Here is a 13,741-nt window from a genome sequence, read left to right as displayed (position 1 = left end):
TTACGACGGCGGGGCCGTCCCGGTCGGCGGCGCCCGCCAGCCCTCGAGCCGCTCGCGAAGCACCTTTGCGGCGGGCGCGGTCTGGCGCAGGATCTCGTCGAGGCGATGGAAGTGCAGCAGGCGCACGCCTTGGGTCTCCGGGCGCAGGTAGAGGTCGGGAGGACGGTAGCGCAGGGACTGTCGGATGATCGCCTTCTGCGTGATCTTGAAGCTTTGGAACAGCATGTCGGTCAGGCCGATCTCCTCGCCTTCGTCGCGTGGCTGGCTGCCCGAGACGTCCACCGCGATGACCAGGTCGACCTCGCCGTCGAACAGATCGAAGGGCAGGGGGTTGGAGGTGCCGCCATCGATCAGCAGTTGCTCGCCGTGGCTGACGGGCACGAACAGCCCCGGCACCGCCATGCTGGCGCCGATGGCCGGAAACAGCGGGCCCTCGTCGAGGATCACGCTGTCTCCCGTCCAGTAGTCGGTGGCCACGATCTCGAGCGGGATACGCAGCCCCTCGAAGGCGCGCACTTCGGTGTGGCTGGCCAGAAAGCGCAGGAAGCCCCTGGAATCGAGCAGCCCGGCCTCCTCGCGCCGGAACGGCAGCAGCTGTCTCAGCTTCAGGTCCGATTCGGCCAGGCCGGAGACGGCATCCAGCGGCGAGCCGGCCACGTCGTCGAAGATATCGTGGATCTCCTCGGCGGAGAGGCCCGCCGCGTAGAGCCCGCCGATCACCGCGCCGATGCTGGTGCCGGCGATGCGGTCGGGCACGATCCCCAGATCGTCGAAGACCTGGAGGATGGCGATGTGCGCCAGGCCGTTGGCCCCGCCCGAGCCCAGCGCCAGGCCGATGGTCGGGCGCGCCGTTGCGTCGGGCGCGGCAGTGATCGCCCTGTCGGCAGCGAAGGCTGGGGCGGCAGGAAGCGAGGCGCTGACCAGGACGCTCATGAGCAGCGCGGTCGCGATCGACGACGCGATGGCAGGGGTGATGGCAGAGGTAATGCCAGAGGTAATGCCAGAGGTAATGCCAGAGGTGAGGCGTCGTGGCGTCATGCTCAGTCTCCTGGGCCGCATTCCATGCAGCGTTCGGTGATCGCCGGGCCCTGGCGCAGGCTGGCGTTGAGGTCGCGCAGGGCGCTGCGCAGGCCCTCCTCCAGCACCGGATGATAGAAGGGCATCTCGAGCAGGCGACCCACGCTCACCCGCTGCTCCAGCATCCAGGCCAGCAGGTGGGCCAGGTGCTCGACCCGCGGGCCGAACAGCTCGGCGCCCAGGAACTGGCCCGAGCCGTGCTCGGCATACAGGCGCATCAGGCCGCGATTCTGGCGCATCACCACGGCTCGCCCCTGGTCCTCGAAGGAGGCCTCGCCGGTGGCGATGCAGTCGTCGCCGAACTGGCGTTCCAGCTCGGCCCGACTGGCGCCGACGGTGGCCATCTGCGGCTCGGTGAAGACCACCGCCAGGGGCACATGGCGGTGGCCGGCGCGCAGCTCCGGGTAGCGCCCGGCGTTGTCGCCGGCGATGCGCCCCTCGGCGTTGGCCTCGTGCAGCAGCGGCAGCGCCTGGTTGGCGTCGCCGGCGATGAAGATATGGCCGGGGCTCTCGTCGGCGTTGAGGCACTGCAGGGTGAAGCGGTGAAAGCGCGGCACGCCCTGGTCGTCCAGCGCCAGGCGGGCCCGCTCGATATCGAGCCGGTCGAGGTTGGGCTGCCGGCCGGTGGCGGCGAGCAGGTAGTCGAAGCGCTCGGTGAGTCGCGTACCGCTATCGCGCTCGAGGAAGGTGATCACCACGGCGTCGCCGTCGCGCTCGATGTGCTCCACCTGGGCGTCGGGGTCGACGTAGAACGCCTCGTTGAAGGTGCGCTCGGCATAGGCCCAGACGGTCTCGTCGCGGAAGGGTCCGAGGGCGCCGCCCACGCCGAACACCCGCAGGCGCACGCCCAGCCGGTGCAGCGCCTGGCCGAGCTCCAGGCCGATCACCCCGGGGCCGAACACGGCGACCGAGTCGGGCAGGTCCTCCCAGTCGAAGACATCGTCGTTGACGATCAGCCGGTCGCCGGCCGCGTCGAAGAGGTCCGGCCAGGTGCCCCGTGAGCCGGTGGCGATGACGATGGTACGGGCCGTCACCCGGGTATGCTCGCCGACCACCAGGGTGTGCGGGTCGGCGAAGCGGGCGTGGCCCTCCAGGCGATTCGCCTCGCCGAGGCGCTCCACCGTCCCGAGCACGCCGCCCACGAAGCGGTCGCGTTCGCGCCGGACGCGCTCCATCACGGCGCGCCCGTCCACCTCGACCGTGCCGACCTCGACGCCGAAGCCGCCGGCCTCGCGGGCCTGGTGGGCGGCCTCGGCGGCGGCGATCAGCAGCTTGGAGGGCATGCAGCCCACCCGGGCGCAGGTGGTGCCGTAGGCGCCCCCCTCGATCAGCAGCACGCTGTCGCTATGCTTGCGGGCGGCGTGCCAGGCGCTGAGCCCGGCGCTGCCGGCCCCGACGATGGCGATCTCGACCTTACGCTCCTGCATCTGTTCTGCCTCCGGTAGCGACATCTCTCCGTTCACTATGGCACGCCCGAGCCGGGTGGCCGCCGAGGCCCGATGTCGCGGCGATCATCGGCCGTCGAGCCAGCCAAGCACCGCCTCCATGAGTCGCCGGGTCGTTGCCCCGTCGAGCCGCGGCGCGGGCGCGTCGGGCCCTTCCTCTTTCGGCATGTCTGCCGGCATCTCGATGCCGATGATCCGGATGCCGCCCCGGAAGAGCCCGAGGGCCTCGGCCAGCGCCAGGGTGCCGGCCAAGTCGAGGCCATGAGAGGAGAGCGAGGAGAGCGAGGAGAGTCGCCCCCCGCTCTCCGGCAGTTCCCCTGGCGCGAAGACCCTGAGGGTGCCGGGCGGACCCTGGCCGCGCATGGCATCGACCAGCAGCAGGCGGTCGCTTGCCGTCACCGCGTGGAGGAAGAGGTCGACGGGCTGGGCGAGGCACTCGACGCTGACATCGTCGCGGCCTGCCAATGCGCCCTGCAGGGCGTCGGCGGCGAGCCAGCCCAGCCGGTCGCTGCCATGGGGTGAGCCGAGCCCGAAGAGGTAGGCATGGCCCGCCGGCCGGCAGTCGGTTTCCTCCGGCCGAGCCGGGCAGGGTGCCGTCTCGGCTGGCTTCGTCTCGCGCGGCGCATTGTCGGAAGCCTTATTTTCGCCAGGCATGAAAATCCAGGAAGTGGGTCGCGCAGGAGATGCAGGGGTCGTAGTTGCGGATCACCATCTCGCCGTGCAGCCGCAGGGCATCGTCGTCGCGTTCCAGGCCGAAGCGCGTGAGGCTCGCGGCGAGGTCCTCCTCCATGCGCGCCTGGTTCTGGCTGGTCGGCGGGACGATCCGCGCCTCGACGACCCGGGCCTCATCGTCGAGCGCGTAGCGATGCCAGAGAATGCCGCGGGGCGCCTCGGTGCACCCGACGCCGGCCCCGGCCCGGGCGGGCGCCTCGACGCGGGGCTCGGCGGTGGGGGCATAGTCCTCGGTCAGGCGAAGCGCCTCGGCGAGGGCCACATGGATCTCCACCGCCCGGGCGACGACGCTGTGGAACATGTTGCGGCTGGGGAAGGTCACGCCGAGCTCACTGAGCAGCCGCCTGAGGTCGGCGGGCAGCCGGCCGAGGTTGTTGTTGAGCCGGGCCAGCGGGCCGACCAGGTAGGGGTGGCCGTCGAGCTGGGCGTGCAGGGCGGTGGAGTGGGGGACCTGGAACTCGCGGAAGCGCTGCGTGAAGTCGGTCGGGTCGAGGTCGAGCCCCTGGTCGGAGACGATCCGGCCCGCGGTGATGGGGTAGTCCTGGGGATGGCGCAGCGAGACCGAGACGAAGTCCTGGTCGTCCTCGGGCAGCGGCAGGCCGGCCGTCCAGGCGATCAGCTCGCGGGCCTCCTCGAGGCCCTCGGCCAGGCGCTTTCGAAGGGCCTCGATGGTCGCCGCGTCGGGGGCGTGGAAGAAGCCGCCCGGACAGAGGCCGACCGGGTGCACCGAGCGGCCGCCGAAGATGCGGATGATCTCGTTGCCGAGCGCCTGGAGGCGCAGGCCGCGGCGAACCTCGTCCGGATGGTCCTTGGCCATCGCCGGGGCACTGTCGTACCCGAGGAAGTCGGGGGCGGCCAGCAGGTGGATATGCAGGCTGTGGCTCTGCAGCCACTCGCCGCAGTACATCACCCGCCGCATCGCCTCCACCCAGGGGGTGGGCGTGACGCCGAGGATCGACTCGATCGCCGCGACCGCGCTCAGCTGGTAGGCCACCGGGCAGATGCCGCAGATGCGCGCCACGCTGTCGATCACGTCCTGGGTGCTGCGCCCCTCGAGCAGCTTCTCGAACAGCCGCGGCGGCTCGAAGATGCGCAGCTTCAGCGCCTCGATTCGGCCGCCCTCGATGCGGATGTCCAGAGCGCCCTCGCCCTCGACCCGCGCCAGGATGGGCACGTGGATCTCGCCGGTTTGCGTGCTGTGACTCATCCCTGCTCCTCCTCGCGGCGGCCCGATCGCTGGATGATCCGCGCCTGCCAGTAAAGGCCCTCGCCCCGGAACGGCTCGGCATGGCCGTTGATGAACAGCAGGCGCCGGGCGACTTCGCCTGCCGGCATGCCGCTATCGGCCAGATGGGTGGCCAGCGCCGAGACGTTGGCCTGCACGGCGGGCCCGTAGCAGGCGTAGCAGTCGCGCTGGAAGCGCGGGCAGATCGCGCCGCAGCCGGTGCTGGTGACAGGCCCCATGCAGGGCCTGCCCTGGGACACCATCACGCATACCGCCTGCTGGCGCTTGCACTCCATGCACACCGCGCCGTGGTCGACCCGGGGCAGGTGGCCGGCGAGCATCGCCTTGGTGGCGCCGAGCACCTGTTCGCCGCTGACCGGGCAGCCCCAGAGCTCCAGGTCGACCTTGACGGTCTCGGCAATGGGGGTGGAGTCGGCGAGCAGGTCGATATGCTCGGGCTGGGCATAGACCCCGGAGATCCACTCGTCGGCGTCGTGGAGGTTGCGCAGCGCCTGGATGCCGCCGGCGGTGGCGCAGGCGCCGAGGGTGACCAGGTAGCGGCTGCGTTCACGGATGCCGCGCAGTCGGGCGGCGTCCTTTGAGGTGGCCACGCTGCCCTCGATGAAGGCGATGTCGACCTCGGCCTCCTCGTCGACCGGCCCGGCCTCGGCGAAATGCAGGATGTCGACGGTCTCGGCCAGGGCCAGCAGGGGCTCGCCCAGGTTGAGGAAGGCCAGCTGGCAGCCGTCGCAGGAGCTGAACTTGTGCACGGCGATGCGCGCGCGGCGGGTCCCGTTGGTCATGGTCAGACTCCCCGGTGTGACAGGTAGGGCGCCAGTTCCCGGCAGGTGAAGACCGGGCCGTCGCGGCACACGAACTTGGGCCCCAGCTGGCAGCGGCCGCAGGAGCCGATGGCGCAGTGCATGTTGCGCTCCATGCTGAGCCAGATCCGCTCGTCCGGCACCTCGCGTTGGCGCATCGCCTTGATGACGGCGCGCATCATGCCCTCCGGGCCGCAGATGAAGACCGAGCAGCGCGCCGGGTCGAAGTCGATGCGCTCGAAGAACTGGGTCACCGGGCCGGTATGCCAGGGCCAGAGCGTGTCGCCGGTATCGGCGGTCAGGTAGACCTCGACGTCCGGGTGCTGGCGCCAGGCGTCGTAGCGATGTCGCCAGATCAGGTCATTGGAGTGCTTGACCCCCTGGATAATGTGCAGGCGGCCGTAGCGTCCCCGGCGGTGCAGGACGTATTCGATCAGCGAGACCGAGGGCGCGCAGCCGAGCCCCCCGGTGACGATCACCAGGTCGGTGCCCTCGGCCGCCTCCGTGGGCCAGCCGCGGCCGTAGGGGCCACGCAGGCCGAGCCGGTCACCGACCTTGAGTCGCCCGAGGTTGCGGGTGACCGAGCCGACCTTGCGGATGGTGTGGTCGATCCACTCCCGCTCGTCGGGATCGGAGACGATGGAGATCGGCACCTCGCCCATGCCCGGCAGGTAGAGCATGTTGAACTGGCCCATCGCGAAGCGGTAGGCGGCCTGCACCTCGGGGTCGGTGAAGCGCAGCTGCAGGCTGAACATGTCCGGGGTCTCGTCCTTGCAGCCGACGACCTCGGCCTCGAAGGGCACCAGCGCGCTGGTCATGACCGCTCCTCCCCATCGGTGGGCCGAGCGGGCGTCGTGGGGGGCGCGTTCTCGGGCGCTCTGGACAGCGCGGGTTCGGGCGCTTTAGGAGGCGCGTCTTCGGGCGCCATAGACAGCTCAGTCAGCTCCTCGGTCACATCGATGCCCACCGGGCACCAGGCGATGCAGCGGCCACAGCCCACGCAGCCGCTGCGGCCATACTGCTCCACCCAGGTGCCGAACTTGTGGGTCAGCCACTGGCGATAGCGCTGGGGCCGCTCGGCGCGGATCACGGTGCCGTGGATATAGCTGTGGTCGGGGTCGAAGCAGCTGGCCCATTGCCGGCCGTGGTCGGACGTCTGGCCGTCCAGCGAGAGGTCATCGACGTGGGTCTGGCAGAAGCAGGTGGGGCAGACCGCGGTGCAGTTGCCGCAGGTCAGGCAGCGGTCGTTCAGACTCTGCCAGTGCGGGTGGTCGACGGCCGCCTGCAGCATGTCCGGCAGTGAGCCCTCGGGCAGCCGGCGCTGCTGCTGGTAGGTCGCCCGTTCGAGCCCTGCCTCCACCTGCTCGAGCTGGTCATGGCGGGCCGGGGTGGTCTCCAGGGCGTCGAGGATGGCCTGGCCCTCCTGCGAATGCGCCTCCACCACGAAGCCGTCGTCGAGCTCGGAGAGGGCCAGGTCGAAGCCGTGCTGGACGCGCGGGCCGTCCCCGGTGGCGGTGCAGAAGCAGGTGGCCGCGGAGCGCAGGCAGTTGACGGCGACCAGGAAGAGGTTGCGGCGTCGCTCGCGGTAGTGCGGATCGGGATGGGCGTCGTGCAGGAAGTGGCGGTCGTGAATCGACAGCGCCGCGAGGTCGCAGGCGCGCACGCCGATGACCGCCGTCGGCTGGGCCTCGGGGGGCTGCTCGCGGAACACCAGCCGGCCGTCGGGCTGGCGCTCGCTCCGCCACAGCGTCTCGCGGGGCGCGAAGGTCAGCGGCTTGATCGCCTGGGGACCCGTGGCCCAGTCGAAGAGGCGTCCCGACTCGGTGCGCCGTAGCCGGTAATGGCCAGGGGCCTGCTCGTCGGTGATTCCCCGGGGAAGCTGCTCCACCGTCGAGAGCGACTCGAAGACGATGGCGTGGTCGCGTACCTGGGGACCGATGACCTCATAGCCCGCCGCCACCAGCGCCTCGAGGAGTGACGGGAAGCGGTCTCTCGCCAGGAAGTGATGCACCTTCATTGCCGTCTCCCTTGCAGACGTCGTCGAATCTCAGCAGATGCGCGGCAGGGGATCGTCCTCGAGCTCCTGCAGCAGGCGCTCGCCGCCCCAGTCGTTGATCAGCAGCAGCCGGTCGTGGTGCGGGTCGAGGGTGCCGATCCGCTGCGCGTCTCGCCCCTGGGGCAGCGCCTGCCAGCGCCGCAGGGCCTCGTCGGCCTCGTCCTCGGCGACGATGGCGACCACCCGACCCTCGCAGGCGATATACAGCGGGTCATAGCCCAGCATGTCGCAGGCGCTGCGCACGGCGCCGCGGATTGGTAGCCGCGCCTCCTCAAGGGTCACCCCCAGGCCCGTGGCGTGAATGACCTCGTGGAGCACCGTCGCCAGGCCGCCGCGGGTCGGGTCGCGCATGAAGCGCAGGCCGGCCAGGTCCAGCAGCGCCTGAGTCAGGGGCAGCACGCTGTCGCTGTCCGAGGCCAGGGTGCCGCCGAGGCCGAAGGCCTCGCGGGCCAGCATCACGGCGATGCCGTGATCCCCCACCGGCCCGCTGACCAGCACCGCGTCGCCCAGGCGAATGCCCTCGGCGCCGAGCGTCAGGTCGCGCGGGCGCCGGCCGATCCCGGAGACGCCGAAGTAGGCGCCGCCGCAGAGGCCGCGCGGCAGCACCTTGGTATCGCCGGCCACCACCTGGACATCGCAGGCCCGGGCCGCCGCGGCGAGGCTCTCGACGATGCGCTCGAGCTGCGCCAGGGGCAGCCCCTCCTCGAGAAAGGCGTTGACGCTCAGGTAGCGCGGGGTTGCGCCGGCGACGGCGAGGTCGTTGACGGTGCCGTGCACGGCGAGGCTGCCGATGTTGCCCCCGGCGAAGAACAGTGGCTGCACGGTGACGCCGTCGCTGGTGAAGACCAGCGCCTCATCCTCCTCTATCGCATCGGGCAGCACGGCGGCATCGGCGAGCGGGGCCAGCCAGGGGTTGCCCAGGTGGCGGACGAAGACCGACTCGATCAGCCCGCGCATCAGGCGCCCGCCGTTGCCGTGGGCCAGGGTGACGGTGTCCGTGTCGCGGTCGGGCGTCATTGCTCACGTCTCCTCATGCCGGGGCTATCGTGTCGGGGCTATCGTGCCGGGCCAGGGCCTCCATGACCTGGCCGACGCTGATGGCGGCGTCGTTGCAGGGCAGCCGTTCGTGCAGCAGCACCGTGAAGCCGTCGTCTTCCAGCGCCGCCACGGCCGCCTCGGTCAGCCGCCGGTTCTGGAACACGCCGCCGGTCAGGCCGAGGGTCGTCACGCCGGAGGTCTCTCGGGCCGCCTCGGCCTGGCGGCGCAGCACCTGGACCAGGGTGGCATGAACGTCCGCGGCGCGGCGGCTCGGGGCGAGGCGGGCGTCACAGAGGTGGCGGATCAGCGGGCGCCAGTCACAGCGTAGCACCCCGTCCGGATCGCGATGGTGGGGCAGCTCAAGGCCATCGCCGCCGCCCTCGCCCTCTTCCTCAGCCAGGGCCTCGAGGCGCATGGCCGCCTCGGCCTCGTGGCTCGCCCGGCGGATCGGCAGCAGCAGCGCCGCGGCGGCATCAAAGAGCCGGCCCGCGGCGGAGCAGGGCGGCGCATTGAGGCGCCGCTCCCAGATCCCGCGCAGCAGGGCCAGCTCGTCGTCGCTGCCGGGAACGTCCGGCGTCGCCAGGCCGCTCTGCCAGCAGAGCGTGACGGCGAGGCGCCAGGGCTCGCGGATGGCCGCCTCGCCGCCGGGCAGGGCGAAGGGCGTGAAGGAGGCGTGGCGCCGCCAGTGGCCGGGTCGGCCGAGCAGGGCCTCGCCGCCCCACAGGGTGCCGTCCGGGCCCAGGCCGGTGCCGTCCCAGGTGAAGACCAGGGTCGGCTCGCGGAAGCGGCCGTGTTCCCCGCACAGCGCGGCGGCATGGGCGTGATGGTGGGCGATCTCATCACAGGGCAGGCCGCTGTCCCGGGCCCAGCGGGTGGCGTGATAGCCGGGGTGGGCGTCGTGGAGGACCCGCGCCGGGCGCACGCCATAGAGCCGCGAGAGGGTCTCGACCTGGCGGTCGAAGGCGCGCTGGGCGGCGAGGCTCGAGAGATCGCCGATATGCGGCGACAGCACCAGCCGTGTCCCCCAGGCGAGACAGACCGTGGCCTTCTGGTGGGCGCCCACGGCGAGCAGGGGCTGGGCCTCCGGCACGGTCAGCCGATCGGGCAACTCGAGCTCCAGGGGCGCCGCGCCGCGCCCCAGGCGTAGGGGGCGCGCCCGGCCGGCGATAAGGCGCCGCACGCCGTCATCGACGCCCCGCAGGATGGGGCGATCATGATGCAGGAAGGCGTCGGCGATTCGGGCGAGGCGCTGCTCGGCCGAGGCGGGATCGGTGACGATGGGCTCGCCGGCGAGGTTGGCCGAGGTGGCGACCAGCGAGCGCCCCAGCGCCTCCAGCAGCAGGTGGTGCAGGGGCGCATAGGGCAGCAGGGCACCGATCTCGTTAAGCCCCGGAGCGATGCCTTCTGCCAGGCCCGCCGCCAGGCCATCGGGGAGGCCGTCGGCGAGGCCGTCGGTGAAGAGAGCACCGGCTCGCTTCGGCAGCAGCACGACAGGACGCTCGTCCGAGAGCAGGGCCTCGGCGGCCACCGGGTCGAGCCGGGCCTGCTCGCGAACGGCGTCCAGGCCGTCCTCGCCCCGCCAGGGAAACATCACGGCGAGCGGCTTGTGGGGCCGGTGCTTGCGCTCGCGCAGTGTCGCCACGGTCGCCGGTTGGCCGGCATCGGCCATCAGGTGATAGCCGCCGACGCCCTTCACGGCGACGATCCGGCCCGCGTCGAGGGCCGCGATGGCGGCCGCCAGCGCCTCCTCGGGATCCGTGAGCGTCCGATTGCTCTCCACGAAGTCCTGCACGACACCCTGTGCGACACTCTCCACGAACGTCAGGCGGGGCCCACACTGCGGGCAGCCGATCGACTGGGCATGGAAGCGCCGATTGTCCGGGTCCTCGTATTCTCGCCGACAGGCCGGGCAGAGCGGGAAGGCCGCCAGGCTGGTGCGCGCGCGATCGTAGGGCAGCCGCTCGATCACGCTGTAGCGCGGGCCGCACTGGTCGCAGTGGGTGAAGGGGTAGCGGTAGTGACGGTCCTGCGGATCGTGCATCTCCGCCAGGCAGGCCTGGCAGACCGGGGTGTCCAGCGGCAGGTGGACCGGGCCCGCGTCATCTCCCTCATCGTCGCTTGGCCGGATCACGAACGTTCGGGCCGCGTTCGGCGGGAGCTCGAATGGTTGGGTCGCGAGCGTCTCGCTGCTGACGAGGCGTGGTCTCGACAGGCGCGGTGCATCCATGAGGAGGGCGCGCTCGAACGCCGCCAGTCGCTCGGTGTTCCCCTGGGCCTCGATCACCACCTCGCCGCCCCGGTTGCGCACCTCACCCGCGAGTTCCAGCCGGCTGGCCAGGCGCTGGACGAAGGGGCGAAAGCCCACGCCCTGAACGACGCCGGCCAGCCGCCAGCGGCGCGCCTCGAGGCTGGGCGATGGCTCGGCAGGGGCCTTCTCGACAGTGTCTTTCTCGATCTGGGTTGTCTCGACTGGGGGTGTATCGACAGGGACTGTCTCATCAGGGACTGCGTCGATCGGGGTGGCGGCGATCCGCCGGGCGGGCGGCGCCTGGCCCGACCGGACGCCGCTCGACCACCAGATCCGGCAGGCGCCCTCGTCGGAGACCATGCAGGGACCCACCGGCCGATCCGGGGTGCAGGCGCTGCCGTAGAGCCGGCACTCCGGCGGTCGGATCCGCCCCAGCACCACCTCGGCGCAGTCGCAGCCGGGAGGCATCTCGCCGCGGCGGGCATAGGCGGCCTCGAACACCTCGGGAAACTGCCGCCGGGCGTCGCGGTGGGAGAGTGCCTCCGTGCAGGCATAGCCCGAGTCGGGAAGCGAGCCGATGCCGCGCCAGTCGGCTCTTTCGATGTCGAAGGTTGAGGCGATCAGCTCACGCGCCCGACGGTTGCCCTCGGCGCTGACGCACTGCGGGTAGGCGTTGTCCAGCCTGGGAGCGCGGTCGAGCGCCTGCTGGAGCACCCGGTAGAGGCCCTCCAGGATCAGGCCCGGGGTGAAGCCGGCCACGGCGGTGGGCAAGGCATGTGCCTCGGCCACGAAGCGCCACTGCTCGGCGCCCATGATGGTGGCCACGTGTCCCGGAGCGATCAGCGCATCGAAGCCGGCCCGGCCATCCTCCAGCAGGTGGGCGATAGCCGGCCAGGTCTGGCGGGCGCTGAGCAGCAGCAGCAGGTTGGCCGGCAGGTCGGGGCGCGAGAACATCGCGGCGATCGGTGCGGTGGTCGTCTCGAAGCCGGCGGCGAAGAAGACCACCCGCTTATCCATATGTCGGCGAGCCAGGGCCAGCACCTCGCCGGGGGAGGCGACCGGCACCACCTGGCCGCCGAGGGCCCGGGCCGCCTGGAGAGAGCGGGGTTCGCGCTTCGGGGCATTGCAGGGCACGCGCACCATGTCGCCGAAGGTGGCGACGATGACGTCGTCTGCGAGGCTCAAGGCCACCGCGGCATGGATATCCTCCTCGGGGCAGACGCAGACGGGGCAGCCCGGCCCGGGGATCAGCTCCAGGTAGTCGGGCAGCACCGTGCGCAGGCCGGCCTGGGTGATGGTGCGCTCGTGGCCGCCGCAGACATTCATGATCCGCAGGCGGCCCGACGGGGGCCGGGGCAGGGCGCGTATCCGCGACAGCCAGTCGCCGGGAGACAGGGCCGTCATGGATCAGGCGATGCCTGGGGCGGGAACGGCGGGAGGTGTCAGCAGGTGCTCTCCACCCGCCGCCGGGCGAAAGATTCGCCGGCGCCGCTCGGCGAGTCCAACCTCTAGCCATTCGAGCCAGGCATCGAGCGAGCCCGCCTTGCTGCTCAGCGCCATCACTGGGGCGTTGGAGGCGAGCCGGCGCATGTGCTCCGCCACGGCCTCGACGTCGAAGTCGTCGAGCACCGGCAAGAGGTCGGTCTTGGTGATCAGCACCAGGTCGCTTGCGCGGAACATGACCGGGTACTTGAGCGGCTTGTCGTCGCCCTCGGGGGTCGAGAGCAGGGTGACGTTGGCATGCTGACCCAGATCGAAGCTCGCGGGGCAGACCAGGTTGCCGACGTTCTCGATGAACAGGATGTCCAGCTCGTCCAGCGGCAGCGCATGGGCCGCGCGGTGCACCATCGACGCGTCCAGGTGGCAGGCGCTGCCGGTGGTGATCTGCACCGCGGGCACGCCCTTGGCGCGGATGCGTCGGGCGTCGTTCTCGGTCTCCAGGTCGCCCTCGATCACCGCCAGCCGATGGTGGTCGCCCAGCGCCTCGATGGTCGCCTCCAGCAGGCGGGTCTTGCCGGCGCCCGGGGAAGACATCAGGTTGACGACCAGCAGCCCGGCACGGTCGAAGTGCGCGCGGTTATGACGCGCGGCAGCGTCGTTGTGGGCCTTCAGGCCCTCGAGCACCGCCACGGTGTGGACGTCATCATCGCTCGATTCCGGATGAAGGTGGTCGGGCAGGGCGCAGCCGCAGGTCTGGCACACGATGGGTCTCCTATTGACTTGGTTGGACTAGGGGCTTGGTTGGAGATGGGGGGCTGCGAGGTCGACGCTGATCAGCAGCAGCTCGTCGCCGCCGGTCAGTCGGGTCTGCCAGTGGCCGCAGCGAGGGCAGGTCAGGTCGTTGACCCGGGCCTCGGCCTCCTCCCCGCAGCGAGGGCAGTGGATCCGCACCGGCGAGGTCGCGATCTCCAGCCGCGCGCCCTCGGCGGGGGTGTCGCGGCTCGCCAGCGGGAAGGCTTCGCGCATCAGCGCGACCTCTACGCCGGAAAGTGGCCCGATGCGTACCCGGATACGGCGAATGCTCGGCGCGCCATGCGCGGCGGCGACTCGGGTGGCCTGGCGAATCAGCGATCGACAGAGGCTCAGCTCATGCACGTTCCGGGGCTCCCTCATCGTCCGCCTCGTCGGCGCCCTCCATCTCGTCGATCAGCCGCCAGGTCGCCAGGGCATCGTCGGGCTCCAAGCGCTGCAGGGCGTAGCCGACGTGCACGATGACGAAGTCGCCCACGGCGAGGGCCTGGTCCTGGACCAGCATCAGGTCGATGTCGCGCTCGATGCCGCGGGAAGTCGCGCGCGCCCTGTCGCCGTCGAGGCGGGTGATCTGCATGGGGATGGCCAGGCACATGGTCGGCGGTCTGCTCCCTGGTCGGTGGGGGTGGGCGAGGCGCCCACGCTCCGATCCTGCCGGTGCTCCTGACCCTCACTGTAGAAGACCGGGCGCGCTTCTACCGGCATCGCAAGGCGATCGCAGTTAACGGAATCAAGGGGCGCTGGGGACAAGCCGAAGAGGAGATACCGTCTCTCCTGACCGGCCGCAACCCTCATTGAGTTGGTTGTGGCCGATATTCGGTTTGTGACTTCAAGACGCCGAAAGCGATA

Annotated in this window: 12 protein-coding genes; all 12 read right to left on the bottom strand. The window is 71.2% G+C overall.

Translation table 11 applies throughout. The features are described from left to right. The 12 genes from ABE957_RS11110 to ABE957_RS11055 all read right to left on the bottom strand — a co-directional run bounded on the left by ABE957_RS11110 (nucleotide 1) and on the right by ABE957_RS11055 (nucleotide 13,487). The gene (locus ABE957_RS11110; protein ID WP_349758762.1) at nucleotides 1-1,038 is read right to left on the bottom strand and encodes a patatin-like phospholipase family protein; all 1,038 of its coding nucleotides are present in this window, start codon (nucleotides 1,036-1,038) and stop codon (nucleotides 1-3) included. A gap of 2 nt (nucleotides 1,039-1,040) precedes the next feature. Next, complete coding sequence (locus ABE957_RS11105; RefSeq protein ID WP_349758761.1) at nucleotides 1,041-2,504, bottom strand: dihydrolipoyl dehydrogenase; 1,464 nt, start codon at nucleotides 2,502-2,504, stop codon at nucleotides 1,041-1,043. A gap of 84 nt (nucleotides 2,505-2,588) precedes the next feature. Then, a complete protein-coding gene (locus ABE957_RS11100) occupies nucleotides 2,589-3,176 on the bottom strand; it encodes a hydrogenase maturation protease (RefSeq protein WP_349758760.1) in 588 nt (195 codons plus the stop codon). Then, nucleotides 3,160-4,461 (bottom strand): Ni/Fe hydrogenase subunit alpha, encoded by a 1,302-nt coding sequence (locus ABE957_RS11095; protein ID WP_349758759.1) that lies wholly within the window; start codon nucleotides 4,459-4,461, stop codon nucleotides 3,160-3,162. The genes ABE957_RS11100 and ABE957_RS11095 overlap by 17 nt, the downstream gene beginning before the upstream one ends. Continuing rightward, complete coding sequence (locus ABE957_RS11090) at nucleotides 4,458-5,282, bottom strand: NADH-quinone oxidoreductase subunit B family protein (RefSeq protein ID WP_349758758.1); 825 nt, start codon at nucleotides 5,280-5,282, stop codon at nucleotides 4,458-4,460. Before ABE957_RS11090 ends, ABE957_RS11095 begins: the two co-directional genes overlap by 4 nt. Nucleotides 5,283-5,284: 2 nt before the next feature. Continuing rightward, nucleotides 5,285-6,118 carry an FAD/NAD(P)-binding protein gene (locus tag ABE957_RS11085; RefSeq protein WP_349758757.1) on the bottom strand — a complete coding sequence of 278 codons (834 nt, stop codon included), beginning with the start codon at nucleotides 6,116-6,118 and terminating at the stop codon, nucleotides 5,285-5,287. After that, entirely contained in the window at nucleotides 6,115-7,317 is a 1,203-nt protein-coding gene (locus ABE957_RS11080; RefSeq protein WP_349758756.1) for a 4Fe-4S dicluster domain-containing protein, read from the bottom strand. The genes ABE957_RS11085 and ABE957_RS11080 overlap by 4 nt, the downstream gene beginning before the upstream one ends. Before the next feature lie 30 nt (nucleotides 7,318-7,347). Beyond that, nucleotides 7,348-8,373, bottom strand: coding sequence for a hydrogenase expression/formation protein HypE (gene hypE / locus ABE957_RS11075; RefSeq protein ID WP_349758755.1), 1,026 nt, complete (start codon nucleotides 8,371-8,373; stop codon nucleotides 7,348-7,350). 13 nt (nucleotides 8,374-8,386) lie between these two features. Beyond that, entirely contained in the window at nucleotides 8,387-12,046 is a 3,660-nt protein-coding gene (gene hypF / locus ABE957_RS11070; protein WP_349758754.1) for a carbamoyltransferase HypF, read from the bottom strand. 3 nt (nucleotides 12,047-12,049) lie between these two features. Further along, entirely contained in the window at nucleotides 12,050-12,844 is a 795-nt protein-coding gene (gene hypB, locus ABE957_RS11065) for a hydrogenase nickel incorporation protein HypB (protein WP_349758753.1), read from the bottom strand. 27 nt (nucleotides 12,845-12,871) lie between these two features. After that, nucleotides 12,872-13,255, bottom strand: coding sequence for a hydrogenase maturation nickel metallochaperone HypA/HybF (locus ABE957_RS11060; protein ID WP_349758752.1), 384 nt, complete (start codon nucleotides 13,253-13,255; stop codon nucleotides 12,872-12,874). Beyond that, nucleotides 13,230-13,487 (bottom strand): HypC/HybG/HupF family hydrogenase formation chaperone, encoded by a 258-nt coding sequence (locus ABE957_RS11055; protein WP_349758751.1) that lies wholly within the window; start codon nucleotides 13,485-13,487, stop codon nucleotides 13,230-13,232. Before ABE957_RS11055 ends, ABE957_RS11060 begins: the two co-directional genes overlap by 26 nt. Nucleotides 13,488-13,741: the final 254 nt, after the last annotated feature.

Source organism: Halomonas pelophila, assembly GCF_040196315.1.
GTDB classification, from domain to species: Bacteria; Pseudomonadota; Gammaproteobacteria; order Pseudomonadales; family Halomonadaceae; genus Halomonas; species Halomonas pelophila.
This window is presented reverse-complemented; position numbering and strand designations above follow the sequence as displayed.

Coding starts and splice junctions, on each gene's coding strand:
- ABE957_RS11110 (WP_349758762.1), bottom strand. CDS start 1,038: ATGACGCCACGACGCCTCACCTCTGGCATTACCTCTGGCATTACCTCT.
- ABE957_RS11105 (WP_349758761.1), bottom strand. CDS start 2,504: ATGCAGGAGCGTAAGGTCGAGATCGCCATCGTCGGGGCCGGCAGCGCC.
- ABE957_RS11100 (WP_349758760.1), bottom strand. CDS start 3,176: ATGCCTGGCGAAAATAAGGCTTCCGACAATGCGCCGCGCGAGACGAAG.
- ABE957_RS11095 (WP_349758759.1), bottom strand. CDS start 4,461: ATGAGTCACAGCACGCAAACCGGCGAGATCCACGTGCCCATCCTGGCG.
- ABE957_RS11090 (WP_349758758.1), bottom strand. CDS start 5,282: ATGACCAACGGGACCCGCCGCGCGCGCATCGCCGTGCACAAGTTCAGC.
- ABE957_RS11085 (WP_349758757.1), bottom strand. CDS start 6,118: ATGACCAGCGCGCTGGTGCCCTTCGAGGCCGAGGTCGTCGGCTGCAAG.
- ABE957_RS11080 (WP_349758756.1), bottom strand. CDS start 7,317: ATGAAGGTGCATCACTTCCTGGCGAGAGACCGCTTCCCGTCACTCCTC.
- hypE (WP_349758755.1), bottom strand. CDS start 8,373: ATGACGCCCGACCGCGACACGGACACCGTCACCCTGGCCCACGGCAAC.
- hypF (WP_349758754.1), bottom strand. CDS start 12,046: ATGACGGCCCTGTCTCCCGGCGACTGGCTGTCGCGGATACGCGCCCTG.
- ABE957_RS11060 (WP_349758752.1), bottom strand. CDS start 13,255: ATGAGGGAGCCCCGGAACGTGCATGAGCTGAGCCTCTGTCGATCGCTG.
- ABE957_RS11055 (WP_349758751.1), bottom strand. CDS start 13,487: ATGTGCCTGGCCATCCCCATGCAGATCACCCGCCTCGACGGCGACAGG.